Annotated in this window: 19 protein-coding genes, 1 other RNA gene and 1 pseudogene; 14 read left to right on the forward strand and 7 right to left on the reverse strand. The window is 48.9% G+C overall.

Features of this window, described 5'->3' with window-relative positions; translation table 11 throughout:
• Positions 1–88 precede the first annotated feature (88 nt).
• Positions 89–667 carry a nucleotide exchange factor GrpE gene (gene grpE / locus ACXAF9_RS06130; RefSeq protein ID WP_475071706.1) on the reverse strand — a complete coding sequence of 193 codons (579 nt, stop codon included), beginning with the start codon at positions 665–667 and terminating at the stop codon, positions 89–91.
• 172 nt (positions 668–839) lie between these two features.
• On the opposite strand from grpE, the gene recN reads away from it, so the two are divergent.
• Positions 840–2,507: a DNA repair protein RecN gene (recN, locus tag ACXAF9_RS06135; protein ID WP_475071708.1), complete on the forward strand. Its 1,668-nt coding sequence runs from the start codon at positions 840–842 to the stop codon at positions 2,505–2,507.
• A gap of 77 nt (positions 2,508–2,584) precedes the next feature.
• Here the strand turns inward: recN and ACXAF9_RS06140 are convergent, their stop codons facing one another.
• The 3 genes from ACXAF9_RS06140 to ACXAF9_RS06150 are packed head-to-tail and all read right to left on the reverse strand — an operon-like array spanning position 2,585 to position 4,782.
• Positions 2,585–2,950 carry an RnfH family protein gene (locus ACXAF9_RS06140; protein ID WP_475071710.1) on the reverse strand — a complete coding sequence of 122 codons (366 nt, stop codon included), beginning with the start codon at positions 2,948–2,950 and terminating at the stop codon, positions 2,585–2,587.
• A 6-nt stretch (positions 2,951–2,956) separates the two neighbouring features.
• Positions 2,957–3,388, reverse strand: a complete 432-nt coding sequence (locus ACXAF9_RS06145; protein WP_475071714.1) for a type II toxin-antitoxin system RatA family toxin — start codon at positions 3,386–3,388, stop codon at positions 2,957–2,959.
• 26 nt (positions 3,389–3,414) lie between these two features.
• Positions 3,415–4,782, reverse strand: a complete 1,368-nt coding sequence (locus tag ACXAF9_RS06150) for a sodium-dependent transporter (RefSeq protein ID WP_475071717.1) — start codon at positions 4,780–4,782, stop codon at positions 3,415–3,417.
• A 195-nt stretch (positions 4,783–4,977) separates the two neighbouring features.
• Here ACXAF9_RS06150 and smpB point away from each other — a divergent pair, with 195 nt between their 5' ends.
• From smpB to ACXAF9_RS06165, 3 genes are all read left to right on the forward strand, one after another.
• A complete protein-coding gene (gene smpB, locus ACXAF9_RS06155; RefSeq protein ID WP_475071719.1) occupies positions 4,978–5,454 on the forward strand; it encodes an SsrA-binding protein SmpB in 477 nt (158 codons plus the stop codon).
• Positions 5,455–5,516: 62 nt separating this feature from the next.
• Positions 5,517–5,873, forward strand: a transfer-messenger RNA (tmRNA) gene (gene ssrA, locus ACXAF9_RS06160).
• 264 nt (positions 5,874–6,137) lie between these two features.
• Positions 6,138–7,565 carry a site-specific integrase gene (locus ACXAF9_RS06165; RefSeq protein ID WP_475071721.1) on the forward strand — a complete coding sequence of 476 codons (1,428 nt, stop codon included), beginning with the start codon at positions 6,138–6,140 and terminating at the stop codon, positions 7,563–7,565.
• Between the two features lie 349 nt (positions 7,566–7,914).
• Here the strand turns inward: ACXAF9_RS06165 and ACXAF9_RS06170 are convergent, their stop codons facing one another.
• Together ACXAF9_RS06170 and ACXAF9_RS06175 are read right to left on the reverse strand one after the other, a co-directional pair.
• A complete protein-coding gene (locus ACXAF9_RS06170) occupies positions 7,915–8,397 on the reverse strand; it encodes a ribonuclease H family protein (protein ID WP_475071723.1) in 483 nt (160 codons plus the stop codon).
• A 399-nt stretch (positions 8,398–8,796) separates the two neighbouring features.
• Positions 8,797–9,378 (reverse strand): recombinase family protein, encoded by a 582-nt coding sequence (locus ACXAF9_RS06175; RefSeq protein WP_475071726.1) that lies wholly within the window; start codon positions 9,376–9,378, stop codon positions 8,797–8,799.
• Between the two features lie 248 nt (positions 9,379–9,626).
• Here ACXAF9_RS06175 and ACXAF9_RS06180 point away from each other — a divergent pair, with 248 nt between their 5' ends.
• The 10 genes and pseudogenes from ACXAF9_RS06180 to ACXAF9_RS06225 all read left to right on the forward strand — a co-directional run bounded on the left by ACXAF9_RS06180 (position 9,627) and on the right by ACXAF9_RS06225 (position 19,612).
• Complete coding sequence (locus tag ACXAF9_RS06180) at positions 9,627–10,511, forward strand: DUF2971 domain-containing protein (protein ID WP_475071728.1); 885 nt, start codon at positions 9,627–9,629, stop codon at positions 10,509–10,511.
• Between the two features lie 918 nt (positions 10,512–11,429).
• Positions 11,430–11,678: a type II toxin-antitoxin system ParD family antitoxin gene (locus tag ACXAF9_RS06185; protein ID WP_475071731.1), complete on the forward strand. Its 249-nt coding sequence runs from the start codon at positions 11,430–11,432 to the stop codon at positions 11,676–11,678.
• Positions 11,678–11,986, forward strand: coding sequence for a type II toxin-antitoxin system RelE/ParE family toxin (locus ACXAF9_RS06190; RefSeq protein WP_475071733.1), 309 nt, complete (start codon positions 11,678–11,680; stop codon positions 11,984–11,986). The genes ACXAF9_RS06185 and ACXAF9_RS06190 overlap by 1 nt, the downstream gene beginning before the upstream one ends.
• Before the next feature lie 235 nt (positions 11,987–12,221).
• Positions 12,222–12,697: pseudogene (locus tag ACXAF9_RS06195) on the forward strand (type I restriction enzyme HsdR N-terminal domain-containing protein); the annotation flags it as partial.
• Between the two features lie 15 nt (positions 12,698–12,712).
• Positions 12,713–12,871, forward strand: a complete 159-nt coding sequence (locus ACXAF9_RS06200) for a type I restriction-modification enzyme R subunit C-terminal domain-containing protein (protein ID WP_475071768.1) — start codon at positions 12,713–12,715, stop codon at positions 12,869–12,871.
• A 24-nt stretch (positions 12,872–12,895) separates the two neighbouring features.
• Positions 12,896–14,707, forward strand: coding sequence for a class I SAM-dependent DNA methyltransferase (locus tag ACXAF9_RS06205; protein ID WP_475071735.1), 1,812 nt, complete (start codon positions 12,896–12,898; stop codon positions 14,705–14,707).
• Entirely contained in the window at positions 14,707–16,683 is a 1,977-nt protein-coding gene (locus tag ACXAF9_RS06210) for a restriction endonuclease subunit S (protein WP_475071739.1), read from the forward strand. The genes ACXAF9_RS06205 and ACXAF9_RS06210 overlap by 1 nt, the downstream gene beginning before the upstream one ends.
• A gap of 25 nt (positions 16,684–16,708) precedes the next feature.
• Positions 16,709–18,505 carry an AAA family ATPase gene (locus tag ACXAF9_RS06215; RefSeq protein WP_475071742.1) on the forward strand — a complete coding sequence of 599 codons (1,797 nt, stop codon included), beginning with the start codon at positions 16,709–16,711 and terminating at the stop codon, positions 18,503–18,505.
• 8 nt (positions 18,506–18,513) lie between these two features.
• Positions 18,514–19,365: a hypothetical protein gene (locus ACXAF9_RS06220; protein WP_475071746.1), complete on the forward strand. Its 852-nt coding sequence runs from the start codon at positions 18,514–18,516 to the stop codon at positions 19,363–19,365.
• Between the two features lie 7 nt (positions 19,366–19,372).
• Positions 19,373–19,612 carry an AlbA family DNA-binding domain-containing protein gene (locus ACXAF9_RS06225; RefSeq protein WP_475071750.1) on the forward strand — a complete coding sequence of 80 codons (240 nt, stop codon included), beginning with the start codon at positions 19,373–19,375 and terminating at the stop codon, positions 19,610–19,612.
• 198 nt (positions 19,613–19,810) lie between these two features.
• Here ACXAF9_RS06225 and ACXAF9_RS06230 read toward each other — a convergent pair.
• On the reverse strand, positions 19,811–20,130 hold a 320-nt coding region (locus tag ACXAF9_RS06230), incomplete at its 5' end, for a hypothetical protein (protein WP_475071754.1).

A 20,130-nucleotide genomic window follows, 5' to 3' on the forward strand; every position in this document is an offset into this window, starting at 1 on the left:
ATCAATAAGCAGGATTTAATTCGTTAATTCTTTGATGACTTCTTTATGGTGGTTAACCATGCGATTTCAAGGGAGAAAAAAGGATTTTTTAACCTTGAACAACCACCACCATGGCTGGGCGAATCAAACGACCATGCAGGGTGTAACCTTTCTGCATTACATCTAAAACGGTGTTTGGTTCTTGATCCGGTGACGGCACCATGGTCATTGCTTGGTGCAGCTCTGGGTTGAAGGCTTCCCCTTTCGGGTTTACCTGCTCAACATTGAACTTAGCCAGACCTTGAACAAACATGTTGTAGGTCATTTCGACACCTTCGCGAAGTGCCTTAACGCCCTCGTCTTCGGATTGGCACGCTTCCAGCGCACGCTCCAGACTGTCGATGATCGGCAGCATTTCGTTGATCAGTTTTTCTGAACCAAACTTATGTGCTTTTTCGACATCTTGCTCGGCACGGCGACGTGCGTTCTGAGCATCTGCAACCGCGCGTAATGCTTGATCTTTCGCGGTTGCTGCTTCCTCTTGTGCTGCGGCAAGTGCTTGCTGCAACTGAGCCACATCGGCCTCAGGCTGCTCAGTGGCCGCATCCGCTTGGGTTGCCTGCTCCTGAGCTTCTGTTTCTGGGGTCTCAACCTGAGATTCGTTCGGTTTGGTTTGCTCTTCAGCCATGAGAGTCTCCGATTAGGATCATTCTAAAACTTAACTGCTGCGATTTATGGGGGCTTTCTACCCCCTTTCAACCCCTTTTATGATTTTTTTAATTTTCGATTGATCACTAATTGCACACTGGATAAAAATACACTATAAATACTGTACAAATTAACAGGTATCGAGTTCGAATATGCTTACGCAACTGACCATTCGGAATTACGCCATCGTAGAAACACTGGATTTAGACCTGAAACGCGGTATGACCGTTATTAGCGGCGAAACCGGTGCAGGTAAATCGATCATGCTGGATGCACTGGGTCTCGCACTGGGCGACCGCGCAGAGGCTGGCGCCGTGCGCTATGGCGCAAAGCGAGCCGAGATCATCGCCACCTTTGATTTGCACAATCTAGCCGATGCCAAAGAATGGTTGGCCGAGCACGACCTTGATCATGAGCACGAATGTATCATCCGCCGCGTGATCACCAAAGAGGGGCGCTCGCGCAGCTACATCAATGGCCAAGCCTGTCCGATTAGCTCTTTGAAGCAATTGGGCGAATACCTGCTTGCCATTCACGGTCAGCATGAGCACCAACGACTCTTAAAGCGTGATCATCATCGCGCTCTGCTGGATCAATTTGCACAAGCTCAACCCCATGTGGATCAAGTAAAGGCGCTCTATAAAGAGTGGCACAGCGAACAGAAACGACTCACCGAGCTGACCAACATCAGTGAAGAGCAACACGCTAAACTTCAACTATTGACCTATCAAGTCGAAGAACTCGACCAACTCGCCCTGATGGATGGTGAGATCGACGAGTTAGAGCGTGAGCAGCGCGAATTGAGCCAATCAGAAGAGATCCTTCGTCAAGGTCATACAGCACTGCATATTTTGTCCGAAGGCGATGAAGAGAACTGCAACCAACTGTTAAACCAAGCTCTGAACACCTTAGCTCAACTGGGTGATATTTCCCCTTCGCTCACCCAAGCCAGCGAGATGATCACAACCGCACAGATCCAAATTCAAGAAGCCTCTCAAGAGCTTCGTCATTATCTGGATCGGACCGAGCTTAACCCAGAGCGCCTACACGAGGTCGATGCCCGCCTGTCCGCCATTTTTGATGTCGCCCGAAAGCATCGCATCAACCCGGAAGAGATACCGGCCTTCCACGAGAACTTACAAGCTGAGCTTGATCAGATTAACCACTCCGATGAAGCCATCGAAGAACTGACTCAACAAGTCGCCAAACTGAAAGATGCGTATCTAGAGAAAGCCAACGCACTGTCCCAATTAAGGGCAGAAGCCGCCAACCAACTGAACGGCCTAGTCGATGAACAGCTGCATCAATTGGGTATGAGCTCCGCGACGTTCCAAGCAAGCTTACTGGCGTGCGATAAACCGCAGCCTTTCGGCTTAGAAGAAGTGGAGTTTTTGATCGCCACCAACAAAGGGCAACCTGCACGCCCTCTGGCAAAAATTGCGTCTGGTGGTGAGCTATCACGCATCAGTTTGGCGATCCAAGTGATCACCGCACAAAGCAGCACAACACCCACCCTGATCTTTGATGAGGTGGACGTAGGCATCGGCGGCGCCATAGCAGAAGTGGTTGGCCGCATGCTTAGAATGTTGGGCGAGCGCGCGCAAATTCTGTGTGTGACCCACCAACCACAGGTGGCCTCACAAGGGCATCAACATCTGTTTGTGAGTAAAAAGGCCGACGCCATTACCACCCATACTCAGATCAATGAGCTGAATAAAGAAGCCCGTGTTCAGGAAGTGGCACGAATGCTTGGCGGCATTGATATCACTCAACGCTCGATTGATCATGCCCGTGAAATGCTGACCTCGACGCGCCACTGATCTTATCCAGCGTAAAAACAGCCTTGCACAAAAAAGCCGACACGATGTCGGCTTTTGAGTATGTGAGTTGTCCACAATCAATCGGGCGTATTTGCCTGATCTTTGGCCGCTTCTGTATCGACTTTCTCTTCAGCGGCTTTTTGCGCTTTCATTTTTTCAGCGCGACGTGCACGTGCCTCCTTAGGGTCGGCAATCAAAGGTCGGTAGATCTCCACGCGATCTCCCTCTTTTAGCTCGGTGCTTTTTGGGTCACGAACACCTTTACCAAAAATACCCATGGGGTCGGAGTCCGGATTGATCTGAGGAAAGACATTCGTAATGCCCGATTGAATAACAGCATCATAAATATTGGTGCCCACAGGAACCTTTAACGCCATGATTCTTTGCTGAGTTGGCAACGCATACGCGACTTCAACGCTGATCACATCATCACTCACTGTCATTCCACCTTAACCGTACAAAGCATCTGCACGCTGAACAAACACATCTACCATGGTTGTAGCGACTTGATTAAACACCTTACCCATCGCCATACCCGCCAATTTATTCGCAAACTCAAACTGAAGGTCCAGGCTGACTTTACACGCCTCTTCGCTTAAGGCTTCAAAGGTCCAAACGCCCACTAATTTGGAAAAGGGGCCTTCAACCAACTGAATCTCCATACGGTCGTGAGGGTGCAGCTGGTTGCGGGTCGTAAAGCTGTATTTAAGGCCGGCTTTTGACAAGTGCAATGTGGCCTCTAGCTGGTGCTCATCCTCGTGGATAATCTGGGTGGATGAACACCAAGGCAGAAACTCAGGGTAGGCTCTTACATCATTTACGATGTTAAACATTTGTTCCTGAGTGTGTAGCACCAAAGCACTGCGATTGATATGCGTCATAGACCTCTTCGCTTTGTCAGATCGGTTTAGCCGTTGAGCTTATTGTACAGGTTCAGTACAAAAATTACCGCAACCGCTACTGGTGCCACAAAACGGATGATCACATACCAGGTGTTAAACCAAAGGCTGTTTTGAATCGCCAATTCGTTTTCAACCGCCTTGCGTTTCAAAAACCAACCGACGTACACAGCGACCAACAACCCGCCCAACGGAAGCATGATGTTCGCAGTAATAAAGTCCAGAAAATCAAACATGCCCATACCGAACAGCTTGTATTCGGACAGCACATTGAACGAGCCTAAACTCAGTAAGCCCAACGCCCATCCTGCAAAGCCCAATACAAGGCACGCCTTAAGACGGGAGGTTTTAAACTTCTCGACCGCAAAGGCAACCGCAGGCTCCATCAATGAAATGGCCGAAGTCCAGGCCGCCAAACCGATCAAGACAAAGAATAGAAAGCCTAAGATCTGGCCACCCGCCATCTGGCCAAACGCCACAGGTAAGGTGACAAAGATAAGACCAGGGCCTGCACCAGCATCCAACTGGTTCGCAAACACAATCGGGAAGATACCCAAGCCTGCTACCAAGGCAACAACCGTATCAAGCACAGCGATGATCATAACGGTACCGCCAATGGAAGCACGCTTAGGCATGTAAGCGCCGTAAGCGATCATCGCGCCAATACCCAGAGATAAGGTAAAGAAGGAGTGCCCCATCGCGACCAACAGTGCTTCCCAAGTCAGCTGTTCTGGCGAGAAGTGAAACAGAAAATCAAAGCCTTGCTCAAAGCCATCGGTCGTTAATGCGTAACCAAGCAATAACAGTAGCAGTAAAAAGAGCGCTGGCATCAAGATGCGCGAAGCGCGCTCTAAACCTTTATTTACGCCGCCGACCAGTACAAACATGACTAACACCACAAATACACTGTGCCAGATGGTTTGGGTTTGCGGGTCGGCTAATAAACCATCAAAGGTTTCGCCAACCACTTGTTTACCGGCATCAACAAAGGTGCCATCTGCCATTTGCCCGATATAATACAGCACCCAACCAGCCACAACGGAATAAAAGGAAAAGATCAAAAAGCCGGCAATCGCCCCTAGCCAGCCAACAGCGGCCCATTTGGAGCTGCGCATCGACTCTTTTGCGGTGGCCTTCATGGAGTTGATCGGGCTTAAGCGCCCGCGACGACCAATTAACACCTCGGCCATCATAATCGGAATACCCACTAACAAGATGCACACCAAGTACATCAGGACAAACGCACCACCGCCGTTTTCGCCAGTGATGTAAGGGAATTTCCAGATATTACCTAAGCCAACAGCCGACCCTGTTGCCGCCAAAATGAATACCCATCGATTCGTCCATGAACCGTGAATCGATAACTTTTCTTCCATAGTGGTCTCTTTTCTTTACTGCCTAGAATGCACTTAATTGAGTAAACCGCGCATTGTTCACATATTTCGCGAAGATGACAACTTTAAAACGCTCATATTCGCCCATATACATACACTAAAGCGGTTTGGCTTAACCCAGACAAAATCACAGAGCGGCTCTTCCTGAACGGTGCGCTCACCGATATAATCAAACTTATGGCTAAACAAAAGAAATCAAAACAATCTGGCAACACCATCTGTCAAAACAAACGTGCTCGGTTTGAATACCAAATCGAGGACAAGTTAGAGGCAGGGCTTGCGCTTGCCGGTTGGGAAGTTAAAAGCCTTCGCGAAGGCCGCGGTCAATTGATTGACTCTTACGTGGTGTTCAAAAACGGCGAAGCTTGGTTGGTGGGGGCTAACATCACCCCGTTAACCCAAGCCTGCACACACTATGTGACAGACCCGCGTCGTGATCGAAAACTGCTGATGCACAAAAAGCAGATCGACTACTTTGTAGGTGCTGTTGAAGCAAAAGGTTACACATCGGTTGCCCTTGGCCTTTACTGGAAAGAGGGGCGTGTAAAATGCGAAGTCGCGTTAGCGAAAGGTAAAAAGCTACACGACAAGCGTGAAACCGAGAAAAACCGCGACTGGGACCGTCAAAAACAACGGATCATGGCCGCGCATTAAGGATGCAATCCGCGGAACCCCTTTCATTTTTCAAGGTCTTACCGCATAATGCTCCACCTCCTGGGGGTGACTTGGCTTCGACGCTGGTTACAAAACCTTGGGTGCATGTCGTGAGTGTAGTGAATCACGTAAATCCATTACTACACAGTTATAGTTGCTAACGACGATAACTACGCACTAGCTGCATAAGCCAGCTACGCCGCACTCTCAGGTGCCTGTAACTTGGAGGTTCGCGGTGTCATATGAGACAGGATCGCCCGGAAGCTTCGCCTTAAGCTGAACGGTTAAAACTAAAAAGGCTCGCCCATAACACCCTGGTTCTCGGGTCGTGACGGGTTAATACAATAGAGAAACCTAAACATGTAGAGCCTTTGGCGGCGGACTAGCGGACGCGGGTTCGAAACCCGCCACCTCCACCAAATCTTTCGGAAGCCCCTAACCACGGGGCTTTCGTGCGTTTGGAGCCCATCTTTCGGATGTGTCACTAAAAGGTGTAACACATGTCCGGCTCAGCATCCTACTGCATCCGACGCAATAACACGTACTGGTACAACTTCCGTATTCCTCACACACGCGACCAACTAAGGTTCAGCCTTCGCACGTCTGATCGACTGACAGCCCACGCCATAAGTACGTTTATCACACTACGGCTTAAGCGCCACTTACAGGAGGTCAGATACATCATGAACGAATCCCGCCAAGAACTAACCCGCATCGCAAAAGCATGGGCAAACGACTGGTTCTCAACCCTTGTCGATCACGACTTAAGCGAGCCTAGCCCTGACAAGTGTCACACCTTTGAAGAGGTCATATCCGACCACCTCACAGAAGCCCGTGAGAGCTACGCCAGCAACGCCCTAGGCAAAGCCAAGCGTACGGCTCAATCACTTCTCAGCGAGCCTGACAATCACTCTGAAAGCGACTTCAAGTACCTTTGCCAACAAGTACTTAAGCAAACTATCAACGCTCTCGAACTTCTTCACTCGAAGCACACGAAAGACACTCCATTGCCTGATGAGTTGCACCCAGAAGAAGTGATCAGACCGACCACTAGCAAACGCACTTCGTCGGTGAAGGTCAGCGAAGCGTTTGAGAAATACGTAAATGAGAAAACCAAGTCCGAAGCTTGGAACCGTCAGCGCTCGATCAATGAGAACAAGTTCGCCGTTAGCGTCTTCATCGAAACTATGGGAGACATGAATCTAACGGACATCGACAAAGAAGTGGCTCGGAACTTCAAGGAGAAACTAATGAACTACCCCCTTAACCGCACCAAATCCCCCGTACTGAAAGACCTTCCGATTGAGTCGATTTACGCAGGTGAAGTTGAGTACCAGACCATCAGCATGAAAACCGTTGAGAACCGATTCGTGAAGATAGCCGCCTTCTTTAACTGGGCGGAGGCAAACGGCTACATGGATACCAATCCGATGCGCGGCATGAACGTTAAGTCCAAAAAGCGCAAAAAGGATGAACGACTCCCCTTCACAGAATCAGAACTGAAGACCATATTCACAACGGACATTTACACCAAGAACCGACACCTCCATGATCACTACTACTGGCTCCCACTGCTCGGTCTGTTCACAGGCGCACGCATTGAGGAACTGTGCCAATTATATTTATCCGACCTAACAGAGAGCGACGGGATACTCTGCTTCAACATAACTGATGACGGTGAAGGTCAGCAGCTCAAGAACGAAGCCTCAAAGAGGATGCTCCCTGTTCACTCTAAGCTGATGGAACTGGGCTTTGCGGAGTACATCAATGCACGTAAGGAAAGCGGTGAGACCATGCTATTCCCTGCCATGAAGAAGCGCTCTGAGAGATACAGCCACGACACATCAAAGTGGTTTGGTCGATACAAACAAACCCTCGGTATTACCGACAAACGCAAAGTGTTCCACTCGTTCCGCCACACACTGGCCGACAAGCTGCGTTCTTACCGCACAGAGGACTACAGCATTAAGTCGATCATGGGTCATACGGATGAGTCAGCGACCCACGGCACCTATGGAAGCGTTCAGGATGTGAAGACCTTAAAGACCGTCATCGAACAGATGTGCTGGAATGATGCGCTAAGCGAGGTCGTTCCTTTCAAAGCTCACTAACAGACCAGACACAAAGCGTCAGACCCACCAAGGGAACCTGACGTTTTCGCCTCTCTGTAGGCTAGCCAGCTTTATGGCATTTGGTCATCACGCAACCGCCAACGATACACGTAAGGATGACATGACGACCAAAGGTCTGACCTCAAGTGTCCCATTTCGGCACCGTGCCGTTTTGGGACAGTAAGCCTATGACGATGGACACTTAGCCTGACTCAAGGTGTCCCGTTTCCCCACCGTTGACATTTGGGACAGCTGACTGAAAACAACAGGCAGGCACACACTGATCAATAATTAACCAGCAATAACAAAGTAACGCCAGACCCTTGAAGGAGCCTGACGTCTACACTGTTTATTCGCTGGTGGATTTTAGGAGCTTCGAGCCACGCTTACCGCTCGCCCCATCATTTGCCAGCTTATCGGCCATCTCATTGCCAACATCGCCATTGTGACCACGTACGTGAAACCAGCGCACTGTATGATGCTGACTTAGCTCATCCAACGTCCGCCAGAGGTCTGCGTTCTTCACTGGCTTACGCGAGGAGTTACGCCAGCTGTTAGCCTTCCAACCACTGAGCCATTCAGTCATACCTTTGACTAACTGCTCACTGTCACTGTATAGCTCAACAACAGTCGACTCACGGTGACGAACAGCCTTAAGCGCTTCTATGGCCGCTACCAACTCCATACGAATATTAGTCGTTGAGTTCGGCTCATGACCCCACTTGTGCATGACCTTGCCGCTTTCCATGTCACGGAAGACACAACCCCAACCACCTTGGTTAAACTCAAATTGGTTACCACGGCAAGCACCGTCTGTATGTATAACGATCATCAATCATCTCCTGTAGTGTTAGTTCTACAGGCGTGGGGAATGAATGGGCGGGAACGTAGGCTAATTCGGTGAGCACCTATCTTGAAAGGATTATCATAATTTACTTAACACTAAGTACTGAGAGTCTGACCCATAGTCTTACTTATAGTCTTACTTATAGTCTTACTTATAGTCTTACTTATAGTTTATCCTATCGCCCCTATGGTGTGGGAAACGATAGACCACGTGGTGTAGGCTGCATAAACTGGCCTTTTGTCGATTATCGAATCACTAGCTAAATCACGCCCGATTTGAGTCATTTGTCGCGGAGAACACCACTCGACCAAAAGCCCTCTGCAAGCATCTCTCAGCCACTCTAAATCCAACCCACCCAATCCACAAACCCATTAAGAAAGAAGCTCATACGCCCTTCTGTGAAGCCTCAGCCTTGATGCGCTGCACGGAGCTAAGACTAACCCCATACTGTGCCGCCGCCTTACGCATCGACAGACCACCAGCCAGCGATTCAAGCAACTCAGCTCGTACGTTGTCGTCGATGAGCTTCTTGCCTCCTTTGAACTTCCCCTTTGCCTTGGCTATCGCAATGCCTTCAGCTTGGCGTTCACGTATGCTCGCACGCTCAAACTCTGCCACAGCCCCCAGCATCGATAGGAGTAGATCATCCATCGGTGATGACGACTCACCTGCTTTAAACATCAGACCTTCCTTGTGAAACCGAACGCTGACCCCCTGCTCCCTCCATTCAGTGATCAAGGCTCGAAGGTCAGCCAAGTTACGCGCTAGACGATCAATCGAATGAACGTGGATTATGTCGCCTTCACGCACGTAGCTCTTCAGTTGCTCCAATGCTGGGCGCTTAGTCGACCCACCGCTTGCGTGGTCAGTGAATGTCTTATCAAACGTAATGCCAGCGTCGACAAGCTGTCGTGCTGTGTGCTGATCAACGGAAGATACTCGAATGTAGGCAACGTGTGCGGTCATGATTTGTACTCATCAGGGTTTAGACGTCGACCACACTACAGTGTACCCACGACGAAATCAAGTCTGATGAACACGGAATGCTGCATATGCGGAATGTACCCACCTAAGTGTAGGCTGATGGGTCGCCTACCTAAAACTCAGCCATCATTAGCGATAACTTTGAGTGTCATATTGGCAAAAGACACTACACTGGGGTTACCCCTAATTAACGAGGGCTGTTAACTGCCCCTTATGAAAGAGTAAGCGTCATGGATGAGAACCTAATCTACCGCTTCAGGTCATTAGCTAACGGTAAAGCAAATCGTGAAATCAGCGCATTAGCAAGTAGAACTCTTTGGTTCTCTAACCCCGAGTCGCTCAATGATTGCCAAGAATTCATGGTGTCCATCAGCAGCAAGATTGAGAACGATGAGCAAAGAAGCCTCTGGAAACAGGTGATTTTGAGCTCAACCAAAACCACGACCGAAGCACAAATGGAAAAGTTGCTCGCAACAGATAAATTTGAGCAGTTATTACTTAACGTTCAAACACAATACCTAAAAACCGAAATCATTCCCTATATACGCACATGCTCATTTTCCAGAACAACTGAGATCACTAGTCCAAAGAAGCCGATCAATAACGCGATGATGTGGGGTCACTATACGAACGCGTTAGAGGGGTTTGCACTTGGTTTTGATAAGGATATTCTCGAAGCAGCGTTTCAACCTGAACCTAGCACCCACCCTAATCACGCCAGCGAAAAAGTAACCTATAGGAGTGAGTCTACGCTCGAAACTATCAATGTCGCGCGACTGACAAAGCCAGAAGTATACAACGAGGAACTCTTTGAACCCTTACTTCTAAACAAGTCTGATGACTGGCTTTATGAGCAAGAGTACAGACTCATAATGGCCCCTCCTTTTAAGGATGGAAAAGTAGATAAAGGTGCAGTGACCAACACATTTACCTATCCTGAAGAGGCCTTAAAGCGGATAGTTTTTGGAAGTAAACTAAAGATCGAGACTCTGTGTGACATAAACAAAGTGCTACCGAGACATGTCGATTTTTTCATTGCTCATAAATCAGACACTCATTACAGAATAGACGTCATGCCTTACGACAGAGAGCAACTAAATGACATCTGTGAGTAAGTCTAGCGCCTAATCTGTGCGGTCTGGCTAGACGGCAAGGACGTGAACCGACTCATGGTCGAGACGGAGCGGCATGGGTCTACGACACCTACTATGATGGTACTGACTACTACACCGCACAGGACGCAGCACGAAGCCACCAGCGCGGCCTTTGGTCGACATCGGAGTATCAGGCCGTCCCTCCTTGGGAATGGCGCAAGGCTCAGCGCAAGAAGAACTGACGGGGCTATGGGGGACACTCAGCCTGACGCTGCTATACGAATACGGTCACAGATTTTTGCCATGAAAAAGCCGAGACCGCCAAATATCTTAGGCTCTCCAACAATCAAAACGCTAGTTTTCCCTCCTGAATCTCATAGTGTTGCTACAGACGCTGCAACCGTGCGCGTCAGACTAACAAACTGGAGTTAAAACAATGCAACATGATGACCGACTAATAAAATTTATCGTAGGTGAAGGTATCGAAGAGTTCATGCTAAGCCTGCGAGTCTGCGGGAACGCACTTGAGGTAATTACCCCTATTCACTTAAGGGGTACTTTCAAGCTGCCTGAAGACATTCAATTAAACTCAGCCCTCATGGGTTTAGTCGCCAGAGGGAAAATTCTGAAGAGGAAAGACATTTATCGAGTCAGGTGATAATCTTGTGTAACTAATCGAATAGCAAAGCAACCGGAAATGGTTTGGAGTCAATGACTTAGGTGAATTAATCACTCACCCGCCACCTCCACCAAATCTTAAAGAAGCAGCTTATAGCTGCTTTTTTTATGTCTGTTTGACACTTTTTCACCCTTCGCTTCAGAAAATATTTCAGCGTTATTCGGATATCCTGCGTCTAAAACTAACGGGAAGTTTATTGCTATCCCCATCTTCCCACCCTAATATTCATTATTATTAAATATGAATATTAGAGGTGAATTATGGCCACAACCAGCCTAAGCCTAGGTGAGCACTGGGAGACATTTATCAAAAATGAAATTTCCAGCGGTCGCTACGGCTCCGCCAGTGAAGTGGTACGCGATGCACTACGTGCAATGGAAGAGCGTAAAAGCAAGCTAGAAGCCCTTCGCGCACATTTAGCAGAAGGCGCCAAGCAAGCTCGACAAGGTGAGTTTGTCGATGACTTCTCTGTGGATTCGCTCATTAACGACCTAGATGCCGAATCCTGATGCCACGTACCCGAACAATCCGAGTTACCCCGCGCGCCCGTGATGATCTAATGAACATTGGCCGCTATACCGAACGCACTTGGGGCAAAGCACAGCGAAACTTGTATTTGAAAAGCTTTGAAGCCCGTTTTAAGTGGCTTTCGGAGAATCCACAACTGGGAAAACACCGGACAGATATCTGCGAAGGCTACTACAGCTTCCCCGAGGGCCAGCACATGGTGTTCTATCTATTCAGTAGTAAAACCATCGATATCATTGGTATTCCTCACAAGGAAATGGACACAATCAGCTACTTTCGGGAAATCTAAAAGTAGCGTTAAATTGTTTAGTAATCCTCTGAAACCTACATCATTCTTGTTATGAATTTGGCGTGGTTAATTAAGTTGAGATTGGATAGACTTCTCACGATCTTAAATACTCTTAATCTTCTATTGAATCTAAAAATATACGTCGTTGTTACAAAGACAAATGCCTACCAGCATTACACAACCGGTCGAATTTGAAAGTTTCGTCTATCCTTGCTGGATGAACGGATGAGCACTAATGAATAAACACCAGCTCAGCGAGCGCGACATCTGCACCAAATACATAACCCCGACTATTTTGCAGGCAGGTTGGCAGCAGAATCAGTTTCGAGAGGAAGGAAACCTTACGGCTGGCCACGTCATGGTGCGCGGCAAGACGGCTGCGCGAGTCAAAAATCCCGGAGCCAAAGGCGGCGCGGATTATGTGCGGTATGCCAAGCCCAATGTGCCCATTGCGATTGTCGAAGCCAAGCAAGCCTCGTTTTCCGTAGGCCATGGCATGCAACAGGCATTGGCCTACGCCGAGATGCTAAATGCCCCGTTTACCATCAGTAGTAACGGTAATGGTTTTTTACTGCATGACCGCACCAGCCTTACCCAGCCTGTTGAGCATGAAATATCCCTTGCGAGCTTCCATCGTTTGCTGACCTTTGGCCGCTATACCAGCAATGGAAAGGACTGGCCCATGCCGTACTAGAAGCACTACTAGAAAAATCTGCAGACCACGGTGTGCAAGATATAAAGGACGCCAAAGCGCTGGAGTTGCCTCCCTTTGATCAATTTGGCAGTAGAACTCAAATCCGTCGTGGCTTTTTTGGTGGTCTTGAGCAATACAGCCAAGCCATACACGAACTCGAACAAGCGCTATACGACGATAAAAGTGCTTAACAGAATACATAAATAGGAAGTCCCATGAACCTCAGTAGTACCATTAAATCCATCCAAGACATCATGCGCAAAGACGACGGCGTGGATGGTGACGCTCAGCGCTTGGGCCAGCTCACTTGGATGCTGTTTTTAAAAGTGTACGACCAGCGTGAAGAAGAATGGGAAGACGACAACGCAAGCTACCAATCGCCACTGCCTGAAAAATACCGCTGGCGCAACTGGGCAGCTTATGTTCCCGCTGCTGACGGCAAAAAAGCCCCGCAAAAAGCCGCCAGCGACATCATAGCTTTTGTGAACAATCAGCTATTCCCAGCCTTAAAAGAGCTGGAAATACCAGCACTCAATGCTGAGAAGGACAATGCAACCGAGGTTGCCCTCCACAAAGTGATTCGCGGTGTCTTTGAAGACGCCAATAACTACATGAAATCCGGTACTCAGTTGCTGGCGGTAATCGAAAAGCTGGAAGAAGCCATTAACTTTCACGACTTTAAAACGCGCGCCAATATTGGCGATGTCTACGAGCAACTGCTTAACGACCTGCGCGGTGCCGGTAACGCTGGGGAGTTTTACACCCCGCGCGCCATCACCGCTTTTATGGCCGACCGCGTCAACCCACGTTTAGATAAACGCGAAACCGTGATGGACCCAGCCTGTGGTACCGGCGGCTTCTTAACTGCCGCCATCGATCATTTTCGTATCCAACTTTCCACGATGAAGTCGCCGCGCCCAGAAGACAAACGCGCTATCGAAGAACTAATTCGCGGCATCGAGAAAAAACAACTGCCGCATCTGCTGTGCACCACCAATATGCTGCTGCACGGTATTGATGTACCCAGCCAAATCGAACACAAAAATACCCTGGGCATTGGCTGGAACGAATGGAGTGCTAACCAGAAAGTAGATTGCATAATCACAAATCCACCCTTTGGCGGATACGAAGACGACGGTGTCGGCAGCGACTACCCAGCAAATCTAAAAACCCGCGAAACTGCCGATATGTTTATGGCGCTGATCATCAAAAAGCTGTTAAAAGAAAACGGCCGTGCCGCCGTGGTATTGCCCGATGGCTTTTTATTTGGTGACGGCATTAAAGGCACACTGAAAAAACTGCTGCTCCAAGAGTGCAAGCTGCACACCATTATCCGCCTGCCCAAAGGCGTGTTTGCCCCTTACACCTCCATTAAAACCAACCTTTTGTTTTTTACCAAAGGCGCACGGGTAGACGATGGCAGCGAACACTTTCACACCGACACCATCTGGTTTTACGAGCACCCCTACCCAGCGGGCTACAAAAGCTACAGCAAAACTAAACCCATTCGCCTGGAAGAGTTCAAACCCGAGCAGGAATGGTGGGGTAACGAAAGCGACGACTTTGCCAGCCGTGAAGAAAACGAATTCGCCTGGAAAGTAGATTTCAAAGCCAAACGCGAACAGGCCGAAGCCGCTGCCGCGCCCCATTGGGCCAACGCCGAAAGCTTAAATAACGAGGCTAGCGCACTGGATAACCGCATCCGCGACTTGCGCGATTCCATAAAAGGCGTCAGCGACAAAGTCCAGCGTCACCCCATAGAAGACGACATCGAAATTTTAAAAACCGAAAGCGAAGGCTTGCGCCTGAAAGCCCGCGACGCTCAAGCCGCCGGTGATCGCCTCTACTGGCCGATTTTTAATCTGGATTTAAAAAACCCCAACGCGCCTGAAGAAGAAAGCCATGACCCAGATGAACTGCTAATTAAATACAAAAAGCTGCTCGGCGAAATCGAAGAAACCGAAAACCAGCTCAAAAGCGAACTGGCTGCTGCGCTTTCTCATCACTTTAGTGACGAGGAAGCCTGATGGACGCACAACAGTTTTTGGCCGAGTTTGGCCATATTGCCAACGCGCCGGGGGGCGTGGCGCGGTTGAGGGAATTAATCCTAGATTTGGCTATTCGAGGCGAGCTACTTGGTGAGCAATCGAAATCTTCAAAAGCAGAATCACTTATTGGAGAGATTGTCGAGTTTCGCGCAAAACTTGTACAAGATGGAAAGCTTCGTCGCCCAACGCCTCTACCTGAAATAGAAGATTCTGAACTGTCTTTTAAGTTACCTGACAACTGGGCTTTTGAGCGCCTAGGAAACATTTGTGAAATCGTTAGAGGCGTCACGTTCCCGGCATCAAAAAAGCAAACCCTGAGAACAGATAATGTAGTCGCATGTCTTCGAACCAGCAATGTTCAAGCTGAAGTGGATTGGTCCGATCTGATTTTTATAAATCCTGACCTTGTAAAAAGGGGTGACCAGTGGATAGAGCTCGGCGACACCATGATTTCTATGGCAAACAGCTATGAATTAGTTGGTAAGGTAGCACTTGTAAGAGAAGTAAAGGAAAGGGCTACATTTGGCGGCTTTATTGCTGCAATCCGCCCACATGTCATAGAGCCGGAGTATCTCTATCTCGTTTTGCGCAGTCCTTACATGCAATCAAGGATGCGTGTAACGGCAAGCCAAACTACAAACATCGCTAATATATCCTTGGGCGGAATGCGGCCGATTCCAACGCCAATTCCGCCCAAGGAAGAGCAATCCCGTATTGTTGCCAAAGTCGATGAGCTAATGGCCTTATGCGACCAGCTGGAAGCGCAGCAACAACAACGCCGCACCCTACAAAACCACCTGCGCCAAGCCACCCTGCAAGCCGTCGCCGCCAGCCAAAGCCCGCACGAACTGCAAGACAGCTGGCAACGCCTGCAAATCAACTTCGGCCAACTGTTTTCCGCGCCGGAGGATGTAGAAGAACTAAGGTCAGCTGTTTTGGACCTTGCCATTTCCGGCTACCTTAGTGAAGAGTCACCTGCCGATGAGTCAGTTGATTCCTTCTTAGAACGCAATGAAAGCGGCAAGCAAGATCGGTTAAGTTCAGGAGAAATGAAGCGGAAGAAAGCGTCAGCCACTGACGTGCACCAACTTGAACTAGAGATCTCAGACCATTGGGCAAAGGTCGCCCTTGAAGATTTATTTCAGTTTATAGACTACCGTGGAAAGACACCGCCAAAAACAGAGAGCGGAGTGGTTCTAGTAACTGCTAAAAACGTGCGACCACGGCGGTTAAATAAGGAGCCAGTCGAATATATTTCAGAGAAGTCATACAAAGAGTGGATGACTCGCGGGTTCCCGAAAATTGGAGACTTACTTTTTACGACTGAAGCGCCTCTTGGAAATGTTGCACTAATTGAAGAAGAACCGAGCTTTGCTTTGGCACAACGTGTGATTGATTTTCAACCGTTTGCAGATCTAAACACAAAATGTGCAATGTACTTCATGATGTCGCCAACCTATCAAAACCTACTTGAGAAAAACTCTACTGGGATGACCGCAAAAGGCATCAAGGCAGCAAAGCTGAAGCAGCTTCTACTGCCAATTCCACCAATCCCAGAGCAGCAACGTATCGTCGACCGGATAGAGCAGTTGATGACCATTTGTGATGACTTAGAGAAGTCATTAAATAATGCGGGTAAGGTTGCAACGTCGCTCGCGGCTGCCTCAGTCGCTTCTCTCACCGGCATCGCCATCGAACAAGACGAGGAACCTATGAAAGCCCCACAAACTGAACTGGTGGCAACCGTGCGTTTAGGCACGCCGCCCGATGTCAAAGCCCAGGCCCCGCTGGCCACCATCCTCGCCCGTCATAGCGGCGAAATGAGCGCCAAAGATTTATGGCAGCGTTTTGGCGGTGAAATTGATGCCTTTTACGCGCAATTAAAAACCGAAGTGGCCCACGGCTGGTTGTTGGAACCGGAAGTCGCCGAGATGCACGAAAAAGCAGAGATTTAAGCGGCAGGGATTAAAAGGATAAAGTATGCAGCTTCGATATTTAGCCATTCCCGAGTTTCGCAACCTGCGTAATTTGGAAGTGAATTTCGCCACTGAACTGGAACCAGTTCCCACCGCAGCCAATGCCTCCAATGCGCTGGCCAAACGCATTCGCAGCCATGCTTTGATTGGCCAAAACGGCACCGGAAAATCCAACTTAATCGAAGCACTGATCACCCTGTTTCGCGATGTCGACCTCGACCGAGAAGCAGCTTTTGATTACACCCTGGAATACGAGATTCGTGGCCATATCGTGCGTATTCAAGCCGACACTGCCAAACAAAAACGCCCTTACGTTTGGGTAGACGGGGATCGTGTCAGCCAGGAGTACCTGATTAAAAATGACCCGCCGGAAAAAGTCCCGCAAGATAAGCGTCGCGGCCCACGGCTTTTACCAACACATATATTTGCCTATTATTCCGGCCGGAATGAGCGCATCGAGCAATTATTTCAGGAACACCAGCGCCGCTTTAACAAACGTCAGGAAATCACCACCGACGAAGTTTTATCTGAAGACCTGTTGGAAAACTTCACTGCCTCAGACGCCGATATTCGCGCCATAGAAGACGCCAAACGCCGCCGCGAAGCCAAACTCAAACAAGCCGGTGACGATCGCTTGCGCCGCCTGTTTTATTGCCGGGGCGGTCACAGCCAGTTGGTGTTGCTGGCCTGTTTACTCTCCGACGACCCGGTATTTAAAAAGGTGCTCAACAACCTGCATATCGAATCGCTGGAGTCGGCGCTGTTTGTACTCAAAGAACCCCACCGCCTGCGCGAAAAACGCCGTAATGGCAGATTTGATGAAAACGAAATAATCGAAGGCGACCCGCGCTTTTGGTTCGCCCGCGGCAATGTAGTCAGCGAATTTCTCGACAAACTCTGGCAAGTGGCTTGGGCACCCATCGAGCAAGAAGCCAGCAAACAAATTGATTTTCGCGGCCGTACCGAAAAGCAAAAGCAGTTGTATTTGTATGTGCCCGATAAGAACAAACTCAGACAACTGGGCGAACTGGTGGGTGGCCCCGATAGCTTCTTCCGCTATGCCGAAGGCGCGTATATTGGCGATTTGATTGACGAAGTGCGCATTACCGTGAAAAAACGCGTCCCTTCTGAAGAGCAGCATTACGGCAAAGTGAGCTTTACCAACCTCTCTGAAGGCGAGCTACAAATGCTTACCGTGCTGGGCCTAATGCGCATCACCCGCGAAGACCATTGCTTATTTTTGTTAGACGAACCCGACACCCACCTTAATCCCATCTGGAAATTGCGCCTTTTTGAAGATGTTAATGAGGCGATGTCTATTGGATCGGGGCTAACAGGAGATGGTGAAGCGCAGGTACTGCTAACAACACATGACCCAATTCTACTAGGCAGCCTCCAGCGCGAACAGGTACATATTTTACGAAATGATGGCAATCACACAGTCATTGAATCCCCCGACGAACACCCGCAAGGTATGGGCGTGACCGGCTTGCTGAAAAGCGAATTGTTTGGCCTTTCATCTACGCTGGATATTGAAACCGAACGGCGTTTATTCCGCCGCAATGAATTATTCGTGAAATCACTCCGCACCCCAGAAGAAGATGCCGAGCTATCACGGCTTTCTTCAGAACTGGCCGATCTTGGTTTTTCGACCGCCGACTTCCGTGACCCGGACTACGCATTGTTCGTGCGTAAAATGGCGCAACACCGAAAATTCCGCAAGCCAGTATTAACACCAGAAGAACAAGATGAGCAGGATCGTATTGCCGATGACATCATCAGTGAAATTCTACGCGAGTAAGGTGAAGAATGATTTTTATCGACCTTGAAAACAAATTACCGACCGACGCTGACTTGCCTGAACATATTCGTTGGACTCAAGCCGATTGGGGTGCGTGGTTGGCCGAGTCAGAACGGTTGGTTCACAAGATTGCTAAATTGGATGCTGTGGGAAACATCAAGGAACGTAATAACTTCATTGACAAAAACGATCATCATTGGGGAAAACTGAAACCTTGGTTATTGGCACTGTCGAATGGAAAATGCTGGTTCACTGAGGCACGCGACCTTGCTTCACACCTAACAGTTGAACATTTCCGCCCCAAAAAGGCTGCTCGTAATGTTAAAGGCCCAGAGCGCGACGGTTATTGGTGGCTAGCTTTTGATTACATGAATTTTCGCATAGCTGGCACCGTGCCTAATTGTAAAAAAGGTGTGTGGTTTCCACTTCGTTATGGTTCACCTGTTTCGACTTTTGCGCGCCGCTGTGAAGGAGATGAAGACCAGCACTTTCTCGACCCAACCAACGCTTACGATGTCACACTTCTAGCGTTTGATGAGGAAGGAAAAGCCGTGCCAGCACCAGGCATTCCCCGCTGGGAATACGTAAGAGTTAAACGCACGGTAGAACGCTTGAAGCTTACTGAACATCACGCGCTATCCGAGGAACGTCGGAAGATCTGGCAGGAAACCTCAAAGCTGATTAACAAGTACCAAAGAGCGCTATCAGAAGTCCGTACATCTGCTTCGGCACGTGAGCGCGTCAAGTCCATAGCTCGTGACATTGCATCTCTCACGAAACCTGAGTCAGAGTTATCTGCCGTCGCTAAGTGGTGTATTTGGTTACACAACGATCCTCATCTATCTAGGCTTGTGGGGTAAAAAGACCATGACCAAACTCCCCATCGACCTCTTACGCCAACATACCGCTAAAAGCGAACGCATCGAATACAAAACCGGTTGGAACTCCGATGCGATTATTCGCATCTTGTGCGCCTTTGCTAACGACTTTGAAAACCTCGGTGGTGGTTATGTGGTAATCGGGCAGGATTGTGATGCCAATAGCCAGCCGGTATTTCCACCCGTTGGCATGGCCGACAGCCAGCTTGATAAAATCAGCAGGAATTAATGAGCCTTGCACCCAAGGTGCCTTCTGATGAAAAGATTTTCAAAGGCCCACTGGCACTGATGACGCGCTAGGCCATTCTGGATGAATTTGCCACCTAATATCACCTTGTTTGATTTGGCGGTGAATTCACCAAGGCTATGTTCGGAACAATGGGAAAAGCACATGGTTTGAAATATTGTCGATTGCCAGACCCAGTGTTTAGCAATCGTGGCATTTGCAAAATCTATTTAATTCGAAAATCCTCATGCAAATTACCCCCCAATGGTTCTTCAGTGTTTTCTTGTGTTTCTCATTCATTGGAAGATCTTCAATGGCTTTTTGCCAAAGAGTTCTGGCCTTGTCTAACACGTCACCTAAATGAGGTTTAATGAGTCGTCCCTGAAAAACACCCTTTACCCACGGACCAAACTCAGGCTCTGTGCGTTCTTTTCTCTTCTTTCCAATAACCCGATCAAATACACTGCCAAAAACCGGTACTTTTTCGGGCCAAAATAAAGCCACCGCAGTAGCTTTCGCAG

This window comes from Neptunomonas sp. ABH4_499 (genome assembly GCF_056160565.1).